This window comes from Desulfitibacter sp. BRH_c19 (genome assembly GCA_001515945.1).
Classification (GTDB): domain Bacteria; phylum Bacillota; class DSM-16504; order Desulfitibacterales; family Desulfitibacteraceae; genus Desulfitibacter.
Genome location: LOER01000015.1, coordinates 1 through 16,073, shown reverse-complemented (window position 1 = coordinate 16,073; position 16,073 = coordinate 1). Strand labels below are relative to the sequence as shown.

Genomic DNA, 16,073 nt, shown 5'->3' with positions numbered 1-16,073 from the left:
GCCAAGTAAAAGTACAAGACGAAGTAGAAATTGTAGGATTAACCGAACAACCAAGAAAGACAGTAGTAACAGGAGTAGAGATGTTCCGCAAGCTACTAGACTATGCAGAAGCAGGAGACAATGTAGGCTGCTTACTAAGAGGAGTAGACAGAAAAGAAATTGAAAGAGGTCAAGTACTAGCAAAGCCTGGCTCAATTAAGCCCTTAACAAAGTTTAGTTCAGAAGTATACGTTCTAAGTAAAGAAGAAGGTGGAAGACATACACCATTTTTCTCAGGATATAGGCCACAGTTTTACTTCAGAACAACAGACGTAACAGGAATTATTGCTTTACCAGAAGGCGTAGAAATGGTAATGCCTGGAGACAATATCAAAATGGATATCTCCTTGATTACTCCAATTGCTATTGAACCAGGATTAAGGTTTGCAATTAGAGAAGGCGGCAGAACTGTTGGTGCTGGTGTTGTTTCTGAAATAAGCGAGTAAAAACAAGCGCTAATGTTAAAAATAGCTTAAGCAGAATGAATCTTTTAGTCTACTGAATTAACCTTATGCGATTGCATAATAAAAATAGGTAATAAAAATTGCATAAATAACAAAATACTTATTGTTGACACCATTTTCTATTTGTGATAAATTAGGAAAGGTACTGATTTTGTACGTATAGTTATAGATTTAGGGGGTGTCTTAATTGAGAGTGGATGTTACTTTAGCATGTACTGAATGTAAGCGACGTAATTATATAACCAAGAAAAACAAAAAAAATGATCCAGATAGAATGGAATTCAAAAAATATTGCTCTTTTTGTAAAACACATACAGAGCATAAAGAAACAAAGTAATTAGATGTAATTTTTTGCTATTAGTAGTCACGAACAAAAGATTAATAGTTTTGACTACTAAGATATATACCTTTATATACGGTATTAGAAAGTGAGGCTATAAAGCGTGAAGACTGCTCCAAAGTCACAGAAAAAGGTTAAGTTTACTGAAAAAATAGTAAAGTTTTTCAAGGGCGTTTGGTCTGAACTTAAGAAAGTTCATTGGCCAACCAAGAAGGAAATTGTTACTTATACGTCAGTTGTATTAGGAGCTGTAGCTATGGTAGCGGTTCTAATATGGATAGTAGATTCAGCTTTTTCTTTTGTGTTAAGTTTTATACTATAAAGAACTGGAGTTTATAAATATTGTCACAAGGCAATATTTAGAACTTTCGATGCGTCAAAAGACTTGGCGCCCTAACGGGTTGGTGCTTGTTGTCTAAAATGCAACGTCCTGTTGCATAGTCGACATTGGAACGGCCTGTTCGGCAGTCGTCTAAAATGTAGTGTCCTCTACATAGCCGACATTAAAACGTCCTGTTCGTCATATGCATTGAAAAAGCTCAATGCTAGGACTACTGGCGAAAGCCAAGTTTTCTTATGTAAAAAAGGGGGATTGTTTCCCAATGGCAATGGAAAATATGCCGGAGAAGGGTTGGTATGTTGTACATACCTACTCCGGTTATGAGAACAAGGTGAAAGCAAACCTTGAAAAAAGAGTAGATTCTATGAATATGGGAGATAAAATCTACCGTGTTTTAGTACCTGTGGAAGAAGAAATTCAAATAAAGGACGGCAAGAAGAAGACCTCCCTTAAAAAAATATATCCTGGGTATGTTCTTGTTGAAATGCAAATAACAGAGGACTCTTGGTATGTTGTTAGGAATACCCCTGGCGTTACTGGGTTTGTTGGGTCTGGAACAAAACCAATTCCACTTCAAGAAGAGGAAATAAGGAAAATATTCAAATATATGGGCGTGGAAGAAAGAAAGCCTAAGGTTGACTTTAAGCTTCATGAAAGTGTCAGGGTTACAGGTGGTCCATTTGAAAACTTCATAGGAACTATTGAAGAAATTCATCCCCACAAGGGTAAGCTTAAGGTTAATGTTTCGATGTTCGGCAGAGAGACACCTGTTGAATTAGATTTTGGTCAAGTAGTAAAAATGTAGATTATATAGATACAATATTTATTCCATTAAAGGAGGTGTGGCATAATGGCAAAGAAAGTAATTGGTCTTGTGAAATTGCAAATCCCTGCAGGTAAAGCTAATCCAGCACCACCCGTTGGTCCTGCTTTAGGTCAGCATGGTGTTAATATAATGGCTTTTTGTAAAGATTTTAACGAAAAGACGGCTAGCCAAATGGGTTTAATTATTCCTATAGAACTTACAGTTTTTGAAGATAGATCCTTTACGTTTATTTTAAAGACTCCCCCTGCTGCTGTACTTTTGAAAAAAGCTGCAGGAATAGATAAAGGTTCTGGTGAACCGAATCGTAACAAAGTTGCTAAAGTTCCTAAGGACAAGGTAAGAGAAATAGCTGAACTTAAAATGAAGGACTTAAATGCAGCAAGTATCGAAGCAGCCATGAGAATGGTTGAAGGAACAGCTAGAAGTATGGGAATTGAAATCGTGTAAGCTTTTAAGTCTGGATTCTGTATTCGATTTATAATAAGTGGGAGGATTATATCCGTTAATACCACAAGGAGGTTATGTAAATGCCAAAGCATGGTAAAAAATATCAAGACGTTTCAAAATTAATTGAAAGTGGTAAATTTTATGAGCCAGAGGAAGCATTTGAATTAATTAAAAAGACTGCTACTGCAAAGTTTGATGAAACTGTAGAGGTAACAATTAAACTGGGAGTTGACCCACGTCACGCTGACCAGCAGGTTCGTGGTACTGTCGTACTTCCACATGGAACAGGTAAAACAGTAAGAGTTTTAGTTTTTGCTAAAGGCGAAAAAGTAATTGAGGCAGAAAAAGCCGGTGCAGATTATGTTGGTGCAGAAGATTTAACTGAAAAAATACAGGGTGGATGGTTAGAATTTGACGTTGCCATAGCAACTCCAGATATGATGGGTACTGTTGGTAAACTTGGTAGAGTGTTAGGTCCCAGGGGATTAATGCCAAATCCAAAGGCTGGTACTGTTACTTTTGATGTTGGAAGAGCAGTTCAAGAAAGTAAAGCTGGTAGAATAGAGTATAGGGTAGATAAGGCTGGCTCTATTCACGCACCTCTTGGCAAAGTATCCTTTGATCATAATAAATTATATGAGAACTTTGATGCTTTAGTTAGTGCGTTAGTTAAGGCAAAACCAGCAGCTTCTAAAGGTCAATACCTCAGACAAATATACATCTCTGCAACAATGGGTCCTGGTGTGCCTATTAGCCCTCAAAAAGCAGTTAAGAAATAATATTTGACAGATAACAAAGGTTATGTTAATATTTCTTTTGTTAAATATAAATGAATATTAGCAATGTTACTGTAGACAGTAGGTGCCCTGTGGCTTAATTTCCTACCGAGGTATGTTGATAAACATCAATGAATGTAATTATTAGTGTTTAGCCAACCCCTGCATGTCTGCAGGGGTTGTTTATATTTAAGAGGCAAGAGGCAAGGAGTAAGAAGCAAGAGGCAAGACAATCAAGTATTATCCTGCTTCTTTAAATCATGCATCTTGCATCATGTAAAGAGGAGGTGTACAAGGGATGAATAAACAGCGTAGGGTAAAGGAACAAACTGTTCAAGAGATTACGGAGAAACTGCAAAATTCCATGACGGCTGTAATAACAGACTATAGGGGTTTAAATGTTGCTCAGGCTACTAAGTTGAGAAATGAGCTTAGAGAAGTCAACGTTGAATATAAGGTTCTAAAAAATACCCTTACAAAGATAGCTGCCCAGAATATGGGATTAGAAGAGCTTAAACAGTATCTTGATGGACCAACTGCAATTGCTTTTAGTACTGAAGACCCAGTTGCCCCAGCTAAGGTGTTGGCTCAATTTTCCAAGAATAATAAGGCTCTTGAAATTAAGGGTGGCGTGTTAGAAGGCAAAGTAGTATCACTAGATCAGATTATTGCTCTGGCAGAACTACCTTCAAGAGAGGAACTGCTTGCTCAGGTTGTAAGAGGAATGCAATCGCCACTTGTTGGCATGGCAAATGTTCTTTCAGGACCATTGCGTAATATGGTAAATGTCCTGGATGCAGTTAGAAAGGAAAAAGAAGTACAAGCATAATAGTAGCAATTTTAAAGAGATAAAATAAAATAAACACATATTCTAAGGAGGATAATTAAAATGAGTAAAACACAAGAAATTTTAGAAGCGGTTAAAGGTATGACCGTTTTAGAACTATCAGAATTAGTTAAGGCTTTTGAGGAAGAATTTGGGGTGAGTGCCGCTGCTCCAGTTGCAATGGCAGCTGCGCCTGCTGCTGCGGAAGCTGCAGAAGAAGAACAAACTGAATTTGATGTAATTCTAAAAGGCCCTGGTGAAAAGAAGATCAACGTTATCAAAGCAGTTCGTGAGATTACTGGTCTTGGTTTAAAAGAGGCTAAGGAATTAGTTGATAAAGCTCCAAATCCTGTTAAAGAAGGAATTGGTAAAGAAGAAGCAGAAACACTTAAGAATAAGCTAGAAGAAGCTGGAGCTTCAGTAGAAGTTAAGTAATTTTTGATATACATTAAAGTAAAAAGACATCCAAAAATGGGTGTCTTTTTGCTTGACAATATTTATGTGTTCTGATAGTATTAAAAAATGCGTTAGTGACTGTTATGATTTGGAAAATTGCATAATATGGTTAGTAGAATATAATTTTTATGTATTTACAAATACTGAATAATAGAGGTATATATAGGTTAAAATACATAGATAAGGGATAAATGTGTAAAATAAGCGAGGTTAATACAGACCTTGCTTTTACTGCTTGCCATATTTCAAATATGGAATTCTATTTGTAATAAAATTGTTTTTGTAACATTATTATATGTTGCTGAAAAAACCATGGGGGTGAAGATTTAATGGCTTATCCCGTCAAGGTAGGGAAAAGAGAAAGATGGACTTACTCTAAAATTGATGAAGTCATGGAAATGCCAGACCTAATTGAAATTCAGAAAAATTCGTACAACTGGTTTATTCAAGAAGGTTTACGGGAGATGTTTCAAGATATTTCTCCTATTCAAGACTTTACTGGCAACTTGATTTTAGAATTTATTGATTATTCTTTGGGTGAACCGAAGTATGATGTAGATTCTTGTAAGGAAAGGGACATGACATTTGCAGCACCATTAAGGGTTAAAGTTAGACTTATTAATAAAGAAACAGGCGAAGTTAAGGAACAAGAAGTCTTTATGGGTGACTTTCCATTAATGACAGAGCAAGGAACCTTCATCATAAATGGTGCAGAAAGGGTTATAGTAAGCCAGTTAGTTAGATCTCCGGGTGTGTATTTCAGCGAAACGATCGACCCAAGTGGGATTAAGATATGTGGTGGTACTATTATCCCAAACAGGGGTGCATGGCTAGAATTCGAATCAGATTTAAATGAAAATATTTTTGTGCGGATAGATAGAACACGAAAAATACCGGTTACAGTTTTGTTAAGGGCTTTGGGCCTTAGTACTAATAATAAAATTTTAACTGAATACGACAACGACCCACGTATTCAATTGACATTAGAAAAAGACAATACAGAATCAGAAGGAGAGGCACTTGTAGAGATTTATAAAAGGTTAAGACCTGGTGAACCTCCTACGGTAGATAGTGCTAGGTCCTTACTAGAAACTTTATTCTTTGACTCCAAAAGATATGACCTTGGAAATGTGGGTAGATACAAAATAAATAAAAAGCTTAAGCATGATGTTTTATTTGCCGAGAATGAGACAGGAGATAAGGAATATATTAGACATCTTACTGTTAAAGATATCACGTCAGCTATAAAACATCTTCTAAAAGTATTAAATGGCGAGATACCAGCTGATGATATTGATCATTTAGGCAATAGAAGACTTAGGTCTGTTGGAGAACTATTACAGAATCAGTTTAGAATTGGGTTGTCAAGGATGGAACGAGTGATAAGGGAGCGGATGACTATTCAGGATGTGGAAGTAATTACTCCACAGGCATTGATAAACATTCGTCCTGCTGTAGCTGCTATTAAAGAGTTTTTTGGAAGCAGTCAGCTATCCCAATTTATGGATCAGACGAATCCGCTAGCTGAGTTAACACATAAGAGAAGATTAAGTGCACTTGGACCTGGTGGTTTAAGTAGAGAGAGAGCGGGATTTGAGGTTCGAGATGTACACCATTCCCACTATGGTAGGATATGCCCCATTGAGACGCCAGAAGGTCCTAATATTGGTCTTATTGGTTCATTAAGTACTTACGCAAAAATAAATGAGTTCGGTTTCATGGAAGCTCCTTATAGAAAAGTGGATAAGGAAAATGGAATAGTAACAGACGAAATACATTATTTAGATGCTGACGAAGAGGATTTATATGTTGTTGGCCAGGCTAACACTCCAGTTGACCCTGAGACCGGCAAGATTTTAACTACTAAAGTAAATGCAAGATGGGGACATGAGATAGTAATGATTGACACAGAAAGAGTCGACTACATGGATGTTACTCCTAAACAGGTGTGGAGTATAGCTACTGCTTTAATTCCATTCCTTGAGCACGATGACGCTAACAGGGCATTAATGGGAGCTAACATGCAGAGGCAGGCTGTACCTTTATTAAAGACAAGTGCCCCTGTAGTTGGAACAGGAATGGAGTGGAAAAGTGCAAGGGACTCTGGTGTAGTAATTCTTGCCAAAAACTCTGGTGTAGTTCAAAGGGTTGTTGGAAACAATATTGCTGTATTAAATGATGCGGGGACTGTGGATCAGTATAAACTAAAGAAATTTGAACGATCTAATCAAGGTACCTGCATTAACCAAAAACCTATTGTGAAGTCTGGTCAAAGAGTAGAAAAGGGTGAAATCATCGCTGATGGACCTTCTACAGACATGGGAGAGCTAGCATTAGGTAAAAATATATTAGTAGCATTTATGACATGGGAAGGTTACAACTATGAGGATGCTATTCTGATAAGTGAAAAGCTTGTAAAAGAGGATGTATTTACTTCTATACATATAGAAGAATATGAGTGTGACGCTAGGGATACAAAGCTAGGTCCGGAAGAGATTACTAGGGATATACCTAATATTGGTGATGATGTATTAAAAGATTTAGATGAAAGAGGTATTATTCGCACAGGTGCTGAGGTGAGACCAGGAGATATCCTTGTTGGTAAAGTTACGCCTAAAGGTGAAACAGAACTTACTGCAGAGGAAAGGCTATTGAGGGCAATATTTGGTGAAAAGGCGCGAGAGGTAAGGGATACCTCTTTAAGAGTACCTCATGGAGAAGCAGGAAAGATAGTAGATGTAAAGGTTTTCTCCAGAGAAAATGGTGATGAGTTAGCACCTGGTGTAAATCAACTTGTCAGAGTATATGTGGCCCAAAAAAGAAAGATTTCCCAAGGCGATAAAATGGCAGGGCGACATGGTAATAAAGGTGTTATCTCAAGAATTCTACCCGAAGAAGATATGCCCTTTATGCCAGATGGTACACCAATACAGATTGTACTAAATCCTTTAGGGGTGCCATCTAGAATGAATATTGGTCAGGTTTTGGAAACCCACATTGGTTTAGCGGCATCAGCTCTAGGACTCCATATTGCTACTCCAGTATTTGATGGAGCTAGTGAACATGATATAGAGGAGCTTCTGGAAAAGGCTGGACTTCCAAAAACGGGCCAGACTAGACTGTATGATGGCAGGACTGGTAGACCTTTTGATAGAGAAATAACTGTTGGTTACATGTATATGTTAAAGCTTGCGCACCTTGTGGATGATAAAATTCATGCACGCTCAACAGGTCCTTACTCTTTAGTTACCCAACAGCCACTTGGTGGTAAGGCTCAGTTTGGTGGTCAAAGATTTGGTGAAATGGAAGTATGGGCATTAGAGGCATATGGAGCCGCTTATACCCTGCAAGAAATTTTAACTGTCAAATCAGATGATGTGGTTGGAAGGGTTAAAACATATGAAGCTATCGTCAAAGGTGAAAATGTACCTGAACCTGGTGTTCCTGAATCCTTTAAAGTATTGATAAAAGAACTTCAAAGCTTAGGTCTGGATGTAAAAGTACTAGGAGAAGCGAACCAAGAAATAGAAATAAAAGAAGATGATGAAGATATTAGTGAAACTGCCAAGGAATTGGGTATTGACATACAAGTTAAGGATACTGATAAAGAAGATACTGCTGTGGAAATTGATGAAGATACAGAAGAAGAAGATTTTGACATAACTGATATTGATGACTTTAATGTTGATACTGATGATAGTGATACTGATGAGGATAGCGTTGATAGTGATGATAGTGATGATGAGGATATTAATTACTAATCTTCCAGTTACCCAATAAAACAGAAGGGAGAGAGGCCCTTGATAGATGTTAATAATTTTGAAAGAATGAGAATTGGATTAGCATCCCCTGAACAGATTCGTGCATGGTCTAGTGGAGAGGTCAAAAAGCCAGAAACAATTAATTATCGTACTCTTAAACCGGAGAGGGAAGGACTGTTTTGTGAAAAGATATTTGGTCCCACTAGAGATTGGGAATGTCATTGTGGAAAATACAAAAGGGTACGTTATAAGGGAATTGTCTGCGATCGATGCGGAGTTGAGGTAACACGTTCTAAGGTTCGAAGAGAGAGACTTGGGCATATTGAATTGGCGGCTCCTGTTTCTCATATCTGGTATTTTAAAGGGATACCCAGTAGAATGGGGCTTCTTCTGGATATGTCTCCTAGATCTTTAGAAAAGGTACTATATTTTGTTTCATATATTGTTACTAATCCCGGAGATACACCCTTAATGAAAAAGCAGCTCTTAACTGAAACAGAGTATAGGGAATATAGAGACAAATATGGTTCAAAATTTCAATCTAACATGGGTGCAGAGGCTGTCAAGAAACTTTTAGAAAATATGGATCTTGATCAACTTGCGATTGAACTAAGAAAAGAATTAAAGGAAACAAGTGGCCAAAGAAAAATTAGGGCAATTAGAAGATTAGAAGTAGTAGAAGCGTTCAAACATTCAGGGAATAGACCCGATTGGATGATAATGGATGTTCTACCTGTAATTCCGCCTGAATTACGACCAATGGTTCAATTAGATGGCGGCAGATTTGCTACTTCAGATTTAAATGATCTATACAGAAGAGTTATAAATAGAAATAATCGTCTAAAAAGGTTATTAGATCTTGGAGCTCCTGACATAATAGTTAGGAATGAAAAAAGGATGCTTCAAGAAGCTGTAGATGCACTTATAGACAATGGTAGAAGGGGAAGGCCTGTAACAGGCCCAGGAAACCGTCCTCTAAAATCCCTATCAGATATGTTAAAGGGAAAGCAAGGTCGTTTTCGTCAGAACCTTCTTGGCAAAAGGGTTGATTATTCAGGGCGTTCTGTAATCGTGGTAGGTCCTGAACTGAAGATGTATGAGTGTGGATTGCCAAAAGAAATGGCACTTGAGCTATTTAAGCCTTTTGTGATGAAAAAACTTGTAGATAATGGATCTGTTCATAATATTAAAAGTGCTAAAAGAATGGTGGAGAGGTTAAGACCTGAGGTTTGGGATGTATTAGAGGAGGTTATTACTGATCACCCTGTCTTACTAAATAGAGCTCCCACCTTACACCGCTTGGGAATTCAGGCATTTCAACCTGTACTTGTTGATGGAAGAGCTTTGCAGATACATCCTTTGGTCTGTACTGCATACAATGCAGACTTTGATGGGGACCAGATGGCTGTTCACGTACCACTTTCTGCTGAAGCACAGACTGAGGCAAGGGTATTGATGCTTTCAAGCCATAACATATTAAATCCAAAAGATGGAAACCCAGTTGTTACTCCTACTCAAGATATGGTCTTGGGAATGTACTATTTAACCCAAGAAAAAGAAGGAGCAAAGGGAGAAGGCAAAATTTTCAGCAGTATTGAGGAAGCCAGTCTTGCTTATGACCAAGGAGTAGTTGAACTTCATGCAAAAGTAAAGACAAAAATCAATGGTAAATTGATAGAGACAACATTAGGTAGAATGATATTTAATTATGGAGTTCCGATACCAGAAGAACTTGGTTACAAGAACATAGTTATAGATAAAAAGCAACTAGGACAAATAGTTGGTGAATGCTATGAAAAAATTGGTGTATCTCGCACATCAATAATGTTGGATGGATTAAAGAGGATTGGATTTAACTATTCAACTAAGGCGGGTATTACTGTTGGTGTAAAAGACTTGGATATTCCAAGCCACAAAACAGCAATACTAGAAGCAACAGATAAGAAAGTGGAAAATGTTGAGCTTCAATACCGTAGAGGGCTAATAACTGAAGAGGAAAGATATCAAAAAGTTATCGGCTTATGGAATGAAGCTACAGATGATGTTACCAAAGGATTAATGGAAACACTTGATAAATTTAATTCAGTTTATATGATGGCAAACTCAGGTGCGAGGGGTAATATCCAACAGATAAGACAGTTAGCTGGTATGAGAGGATTAATGGCTGATCCATCTGGCCGAATTATTGACTTACCCATTAAAGCGAACTTTAGAGAGGGACTTACAGTTTTAGAATACTTTATTTCTACTCACGGTGCTAGGAAGGGTCTAGCTGACACAGCTTTAAGGACTGCAGACTCCGGTTATCTAACTAGAAGACTTGTTGATGTTTCCCAGGATGTAATAGTTCGGGAAGCAGACTGTGGTACTGAAATGGGATTTGAGGTTATTGAGATAAATGAGGGCGGCCAAGTCATTGAGCCTTTATCAGAAAGACTCACAGGAAGATTTTCTCTTGAAGAAGTCTATCATCCCAAAACAGGAGAAATAATTGTTGGTACTAATGAAAGAATTACCGATAGCAGTACAGCTAAAATCATTGATGCCAAAATCAAGTCTGTAAAAATACGTTCAGTACTTGCATGCAAGACACGTAATGGTGTATGTGCAACCTGCTATGGGCGAAACTTAGCAACTGGAAAACCAGTAGAAATTGGTGAGGCTGTGGGTATCATTGCTGCCCAATCCATTGGTGAGCCAGGTACTCAGCTTACAATGCGTACCTTCCATACAGGGGGTGTTGCGGGAGATGATATTACTCAAGGTTTACCAAGAATAGAAGAATTATTTGAAGGACGTAAACCTAAAGGGCAAGCTGTAATTGCTGAGAATACCGGTACAGCAAGTATTTCTGAAGTTAAAGGAAGAAGAGAAATAACAGTTTCTCAAGGAGAAGAAAAACAGGCTTATGCAGTTCCCTTCGGTTCTAGGGTAAACGTTCAAGAAGGTGATTTTGTTGAGCCGGGTGATGAACTTACCGATGGATCAGTAAACCCACACGATATGCTTAAAGTAAAAGGCGCAAAGGGAGTTCATGCTTATCTTTTAAGAGAAGTGCAAAAGGTTTACAGGCTACAAGGTGTTGATATTAATGATAAACACATTGAGATTATTGTTAGGCAGATGCTTAAGAAAGTAAAAATCGAAGACGCTGGAGATACACACTTGCTTCCTGGTAGTCTAATAGACCGATTTGACTTTGAAGATGCAAATAACTTAGTTATCGCCGAAGATGGAGTGCCAGCTACTGCGAAGACTGTTTTATTAGGAATTACCAAGGCGTCATTAGCGACAGACTCCTTCCTATCAGCAGCTTCTTTCCAGGAAACTACTAGGGTACTGACTGAAGCAGCTATAAAGGGTAAAATAGATCCACTACTTGGTCTAAAAGAGAATGTTATTATTGGAAAGTTAATTCCTGCTGGAACAGGTATGGTCAGATACCAAGAAAGTGATGTTATAGTGGAAGAAGTGGAAAATGTTGATGACACAATTATTGGTGTTGACAGCACTATATGATAATGATATTATACATGAGTGTGTAATCCGCTTAGACATATAAGGGGGTCTGCGACGATGCTTCCAGAAGAAAAGCTGAAGCAGGCAAAAAAAGTATTTATAGGTACCAAGCAGACCAAGAAAGCCATAGAAAAGGAAGAAGTTCAGTTGGTTTTTGTGGCCTGTGATGCAGAAAAACGGGTCACAGAACCGCTACTTAAACTTTGTGAAGAAAAGGGAATAGAAGTTGTTTCAGTAGCTACGATGCAAGAACTAGGCCGTTTATGCGGGATTGAAGTTGGATCAGCAGCGGCGGCAATTGTTCAATAATGTTTTAAGTTTTCTAGGAAGGAGGTGTAGTAAGTGCCTACGTTTCAACAATTAGTTAGAAAAGGTAGAGAAGTGGTGGAAAAGAAGTCTACAGCACCAGCTTTGAGGAATTCTCCTCAAAAAAGGGGGGTCTGTACTAGGGTGTATACTACTACTCCCAAAAAACCTAACTCAGCATTGAGAAAGGTTGCTAGGGTGAGGCTAACAAATGGTATAGAAGTAACTGCATATATACCAGGTATTGGACATAACCTTCAGGAACACTCAGTAGTTTTGGTTAGAGGGGGTAGGATAAAGGATCTTCCCGGTGTGAGATATCACATAGTAAGAGGTTCTTTAGATACTGCTGGAGTAAGTGAAAGAAAACAAAGCAGGTCAAAGTATGGTACAAAGAGACCAAAGAAATAATAATTTAAATTTAAAAAATTATTTACTAAAAGTGGGTTTTAAATCTAATTCTAACATCCCACTTCCAACATCCCATTAGTAAAGGAGGGTAATGGATGCCACGTAGAGGTTATATACCAAAACGAAAAGTTTTACCTGATCCAAAATATAAGAGTGTTAGGTTAACGAAATTTATAAACCAGATTATGTTAGATGGTAAGAAAGGTACTGCTGAAGCTCTTGTTTATGGCGCATTAGATACCATAAAAGAGAGAACAGGTAGAGATCCAATAGAAGTATTTGAAGAAGCTATTAAAAATGTAATGCCGGTATTAGAAGTTAAGGCAAGACGTGTAGGTGGTGCTAACTACCAGGTCCCAATTGAAGTTCGTCCAGATAGACGACAAACATTAGCAATCCGCTGGATTACTAATTACACACGTCAAAGAGGCGGAAAGTCTATGGGAGAAAAACTAGCTAATGAATTAATTGATGCAGCCAATAATACAGGTAGTTCGATTAAGAAAAAGGAAGATACTCACAAAATGGCTGAAGCTAACAAAGCTTTTGCTCATTATAGATGGTAAGAACTTAGGTTGCCGGTACACTAGCCGCCGCCTCAGCAAGATGGTGGTTGGAAGTTTGAAGTTAGGGGTCAACCATTAGATGGAATTGGCTAGGCTAATTCTTGCAGTAGTCCGACATCTAACATCTGCTATCTGACAGCTGAAATAAGAGAGGTGAAAGAAAATGGCGAAACAATTCCCATTAAATAATACAAGAAATATAGGTATCATGGCCCATATTGATGCTGGAAAAACAACTACTACAGAACGCATCTTATTTTATACAGGGAAAGTACACAAGCTTGGGGAAGTTCATGATGGTGCCGCAACCATGGATTGGATGATTCAAGAGCAAGAAAGAGGTATCACAATAACTTCTGCTGCTACAACGTGCATATGGAAGGATCATACAATTAATATTATAGACACACCAGGCCACGTTGACTTCACGGTAGAGGTTGAGAGATCCTTAAGGGTTTTAGATGGTGCAGTAGCTGTGTTTTGTTCAGTAGGTGGCGTAGAGCCCCAGTCAGAAACAGTTTGGAGACAGGCTGATAAGTATGGTGTGCCTAGAATAGCCTATATTAATAAAATGGATAGAATAGGTGCCGACTTTGCAAACGGAGTCGACATGATTAGAAATCGACTAGCTGCCAATGCTGTGCCCTTACAACTGCCCATTGGTTCAGAAGAGAATTTTAAGGGTTATGTTGATTTGGTTAGGCAAAAAGCAATTATTTATGTTGATGATCTGGGTACAAAGAGTGATGAAAGTGAAATCCCAGAAGAAATGATGGAAGAGGTAAAAATTTACAGAGAAAAACTCATTGAAGCTGTTTCTGAAAGTGATGATGAGTTAATGATGAAGTATTTAGAGGGCGAAGAGCTTTCTGTAGAAGAGATTAAAAGAGGTATCCGCAAGGCAACAATTGCAGTAAAGATTATACCAACTTTTTGTGGATCTTCTTTTAAGAATAAAGGTGTTCAAGCGTTGCTTGATGGGGTGGTTGATTATTTACCATCACCTGTAGATGTCCCTCCAATTAGGGGTTACAACCCGGATAAAGATATGGAGGAAGTTCGCAAGTCTGATGATAGCGAGTCCTTTTCAGCACTAGCATTCAAAATCATGACAGATCCATATGTAGGAAAACTTGGCTTTTTTAGAGTTTACTCAGGTGTACTAAAATCTGGTTCATATGTTTATAATGCCACCAAGGGCAAGAAGGAAAGAGTTGGAAGACTTTTAAAAATGCATGCTAATCATAGAGAAGAGGTTCCCGAAGTGTCCACAGGCGATATCGCTGCGGCGGTTGGATTGAGGGACACATCAACTGGGGATACTTTATGTGATGAGAAGAGTCCAATAATTTTAGAATCAATGGTGTTCCCTGAACCAGTTATTGATGTAGCAATTGAACCTAAGACCAAGCAGGATCAAGAGAAGATGGGCATAGTTTTACAAAAACTATCTGAAGAAGATCCTACCTTTAGAGTTCATACTGATACAGAAACAGGTCAGGTTATCATTTCTGGTATGGGAGAATTACATCTGGAAATTATCTGTGATAGACTTCTTAGAGAATTTAAAGTTGATGCTAATGTAGGAAAACCACAGGTTGCATATAAAGAAACAATTCGCAATTCTGTGAAGGTCGAAGGCAAGTATGTACGCCAATCTGGTGGTAGGGGACAATACGGACACGTTGTGGTTGAGTTTGCACCTCTTGAAGAAGTTCAAGGATATGTATTTGAAAGTAAAATTGTAGGTGGAACTATACCCAAGGAGTATATCTCTCCTGTAGACGCTGGAATTAGAGAGGCTATGGAAAATGGTGTTCTAGCAGGTTATCCTACTATTGATATTAAAGCTACATTAGTAGATGGCTCATTCCATGATGTGGATTCTTCTGAAATGGCTTTCAAAATAGCGGGCTCTCTGGCCTTCAAGAATGCAGTTCCTAAAGCTAGCCCATGTCTACTTGAACCTGTAATGAAAGTGGAAGTAGTTATACCGGATGAATATTTAGGTGATGTAATTGGTGACATGAGTGGAAGACGGGGCAGAGTTGAAGGTATGGAGCCAAGAGCTGGAGGGCAGGTTGTAAGAGGATTTGTGCCTTTAGCAGAAATGTTTGGTTATGCCACAGATTTAAGATCAAAGACTCAGGGTAGAGGCGTATATGTGATGCAGTTTGATCATTATTCAGAAGTACCCAAAAACATTGCAGATGAGATTATTACCAAAAGGCAAGGCGGAGTAGCCTAATAATTAGAATAAGTAATATAAGGAGGATTTTAGAAATGGCGAAGAAGAAATTTGAGAGGAACAAACCTCACGTTAACGTAGGAACAATCGGTCACGTTGACCATGGTAAGACAACATTAACAGCAGCAATGACAACTTGTTTATCAAAGACAGGTGGAGCAGTAGCAACAGCATACGATCAGATTGACAATGCACCAGAAGAAAGAGAAAGAGGAATTACAATCAGTACAGCACACGTAGAATACGAAACACCAAACAGACACTATGCACACGTAGACTGTCCAGGACACGCTGACTATGTAAAGAACATGATTACAGGAGCAGCTCAGATGGATGGAGCTATACTAGTAGTAAGTGCAGCAGATGGACCAATGCCACAGACAAGAGAACACATTTTACTAGCACGTCAAGTAGGAGTTCCTTATATAGTAGTATTCCTAAACAAAGCAGACATGGTAGATGATGAAGAATTAATGGAACTAGTAGAAATGGAAGTAAGAGAATTACTAACTGAATACGAGTTTCCTGGTGATGACATTCCAGTAGTATCTGGATCAGCATTAAAAGCATTAGAATGCGGATGTGGAGAAGCAAGCTGTGAATGGTGCAGCAAGATAAATGACTTAATGGATGCAGTAGACAGCTATGTACCAACTCCAGAAAGAGACAAAGATAAGCCATTCTTGATGCCAATAGAAGATGTATTTAGTATTACAGGCCGTGGAACAGTAGCAACAGGAAGAGTAGA

At 38.3% G+C, this 16,073-nt stretch carries 13 protein-coding genes and 2 pseudogenes; all 15 read left to right on the top strand.

Going from position 1 to position 16,073, the window contains the following annotated elements:
* Positions 1 to 485, top strand: a pseudogene (gene tuf / locus APF76_07070).
* A 205-nt stretch (positions 486 to 690) separates the two neighbouring features.
* On the top strand, positions 691 to 840 hold the full coding sequence (rpmG, locus tag APF76_07065; GenBank protein KUO52611.1) for a 50S ribosomal protein L33: 150 nt from the start codon (positions 691 to 693) through the stop codon (positions 838 to 840).
* 106 nt (positions 841 to 946) lie between these two features.
* Complete coding sequence (locus APF76_07060; GenBank protein ID KUO52610.1) at positions 947 to 1,165, top strand: preprotein translocase subunit SecE; 219 nt, start codon at positions 947 to 949, stop codon at positions 1,163 to 1,165.
* Between the two features lie 286 nt (positions 1,166 to 1,451).
* The gene (locus tag APF76_07055) at positions 1,452 to 1,988 is read left to right on the top strand and encodes an antitermination protein NusG (GenBank protein KUO52612.1); all 537 of its coding nucleotides are present in this window, start codon (positions 1,452 to 1,454) and stop codon (positions 1,986 to 1,988) included.
* Positions 1,989 to 2,033: 45 nt separating this feature from the next.
* Positions 2,034 to 2,456 carry a 50S ribosomal protein L11 gene (locus APF76_07050; GenBank protein ID KUO52609.1) on the top strand — a complete coding sequence of 141 codons (423 nt, stop codon included), beginning with the start codon at positions 2,034 to 2,036 and terminating at the stop codon, positions 2,454 to 2,456.
* Between the two features lie 80 nt (positions 2,457 to 2,536).
* Positions 2,537 to 3,235, top strand: a complete 699-nt coding sequence (locus tag APF76_07045) for a 50S ribosomal protein L1 (protein ID KUO52608.1) — start codon at positions 2,537 to 2,539, stop codon at positions 3,233 to 3,235.
* Between the two features lie 295 nt (positions 3,236 to 3,530).
* On the top strand, positions 3,531 to 4,061 hold the full coding sequence (locus tag APF76_07040; protein ID KUO52607.1) for a 50S ribosomal protein L10: 531 nt from the start codon (positions 3,531 to 3,533) through the stop codon (positions 4,059 to 4,061).
* A 60-nt stretch (positions 4,062 to 4,121) separates the two neighbouring features.
* Positions 4,122 to 4,493, top strand: a complete 372-nt coding sequence (gene rplL / locus APF76_07035) for a 50S ribosomal protein L7/L12 (protein ID KUO52606.1) — start codon at positions 4,122 to 4,124, stop codon at positions 4,491 to 4,493.
* A gap of 350 nt (positions 4,494 to 4,843) precedes the next feature.
* Positions 4,844 to 8,275 (top strand): DNA-directed RNA polymerase subunit beta, encoded by a 3,432-nt coding sequence (locus tag APF76_07030; protein ID KUO52605.1) that lies wholly within the window; start codon positions 4,844 to 4,846, stop codon positions 8,273 to 8,275.
* Positions 8,276 to 8,314: 39 nt separating this feature from the next.
* On the top strand, positions 8,315 to 11,794 hold the full coding sequence (locus APF76_07025; protein ID KUO52604.1) for a DNA-directed RNA polymerase subunit beta': 3,480 nt from the start codon (positions 8,315 to 8,317) through the stop codon (positions 11,792 to 11,794).
* A 57-nt stretch (positions 11,795 to 11,851) separates the two neighbouring features.
* Entirely contained in the window at positions 11,852 to 12,103 is a 252-nt protein-coding gene (locus APF76_07020) for a 50S ribosomal protein L7Ae/L30e/S12e/Gadd45 (GenBank protein KUO52603.1), read from the top strand.
* 33 nt (positions 12,104 to 12,136) lie between these two features.
* The gene (locus tag APF76_07015) at positions 12,137 to 12,511 is read left to right on the top strand and encodes a 30S ribosomal protein S12 (protein KUO52602.1); all 375 of its coding nucleotides are present in this window, start codon (positions 12,137 to 12,139) and stop codon (positions 12,509 to 12,511) included.
* A gap of 95 nt (positions 12,512 to 12,606) precedes the next feature.
* On the top strand, positions 12,607 to 13,077 hold the full coding sequence (locus APF76_07010; protein ID KUO52601.1) for a 30S ribosomal protein S7: 471 nt from the start codon (positions 12,607 to 12,609) through the stop codon (positions 13,075 to 13,077).
* Between the two features lie 163 nt (positions 13,078 to 13,240).
* Positions 13,241 to 15,325: an elongation factor G gene (fusA, locus tag APF76_07005; protein KUO52600.1), complete on the top strand. Its 2,085-nt coding sequence runs from the start codon at positions 13,241 to 13,243 to the stop codon at positions 15,323 to 15,325.
* A gap of 35 nt (positions 15,326 to 15,360) precedes the next feature.
* Positions 15,361 to 16,073, top strand: a pseudogene (tuf, locus tag APF76_07000).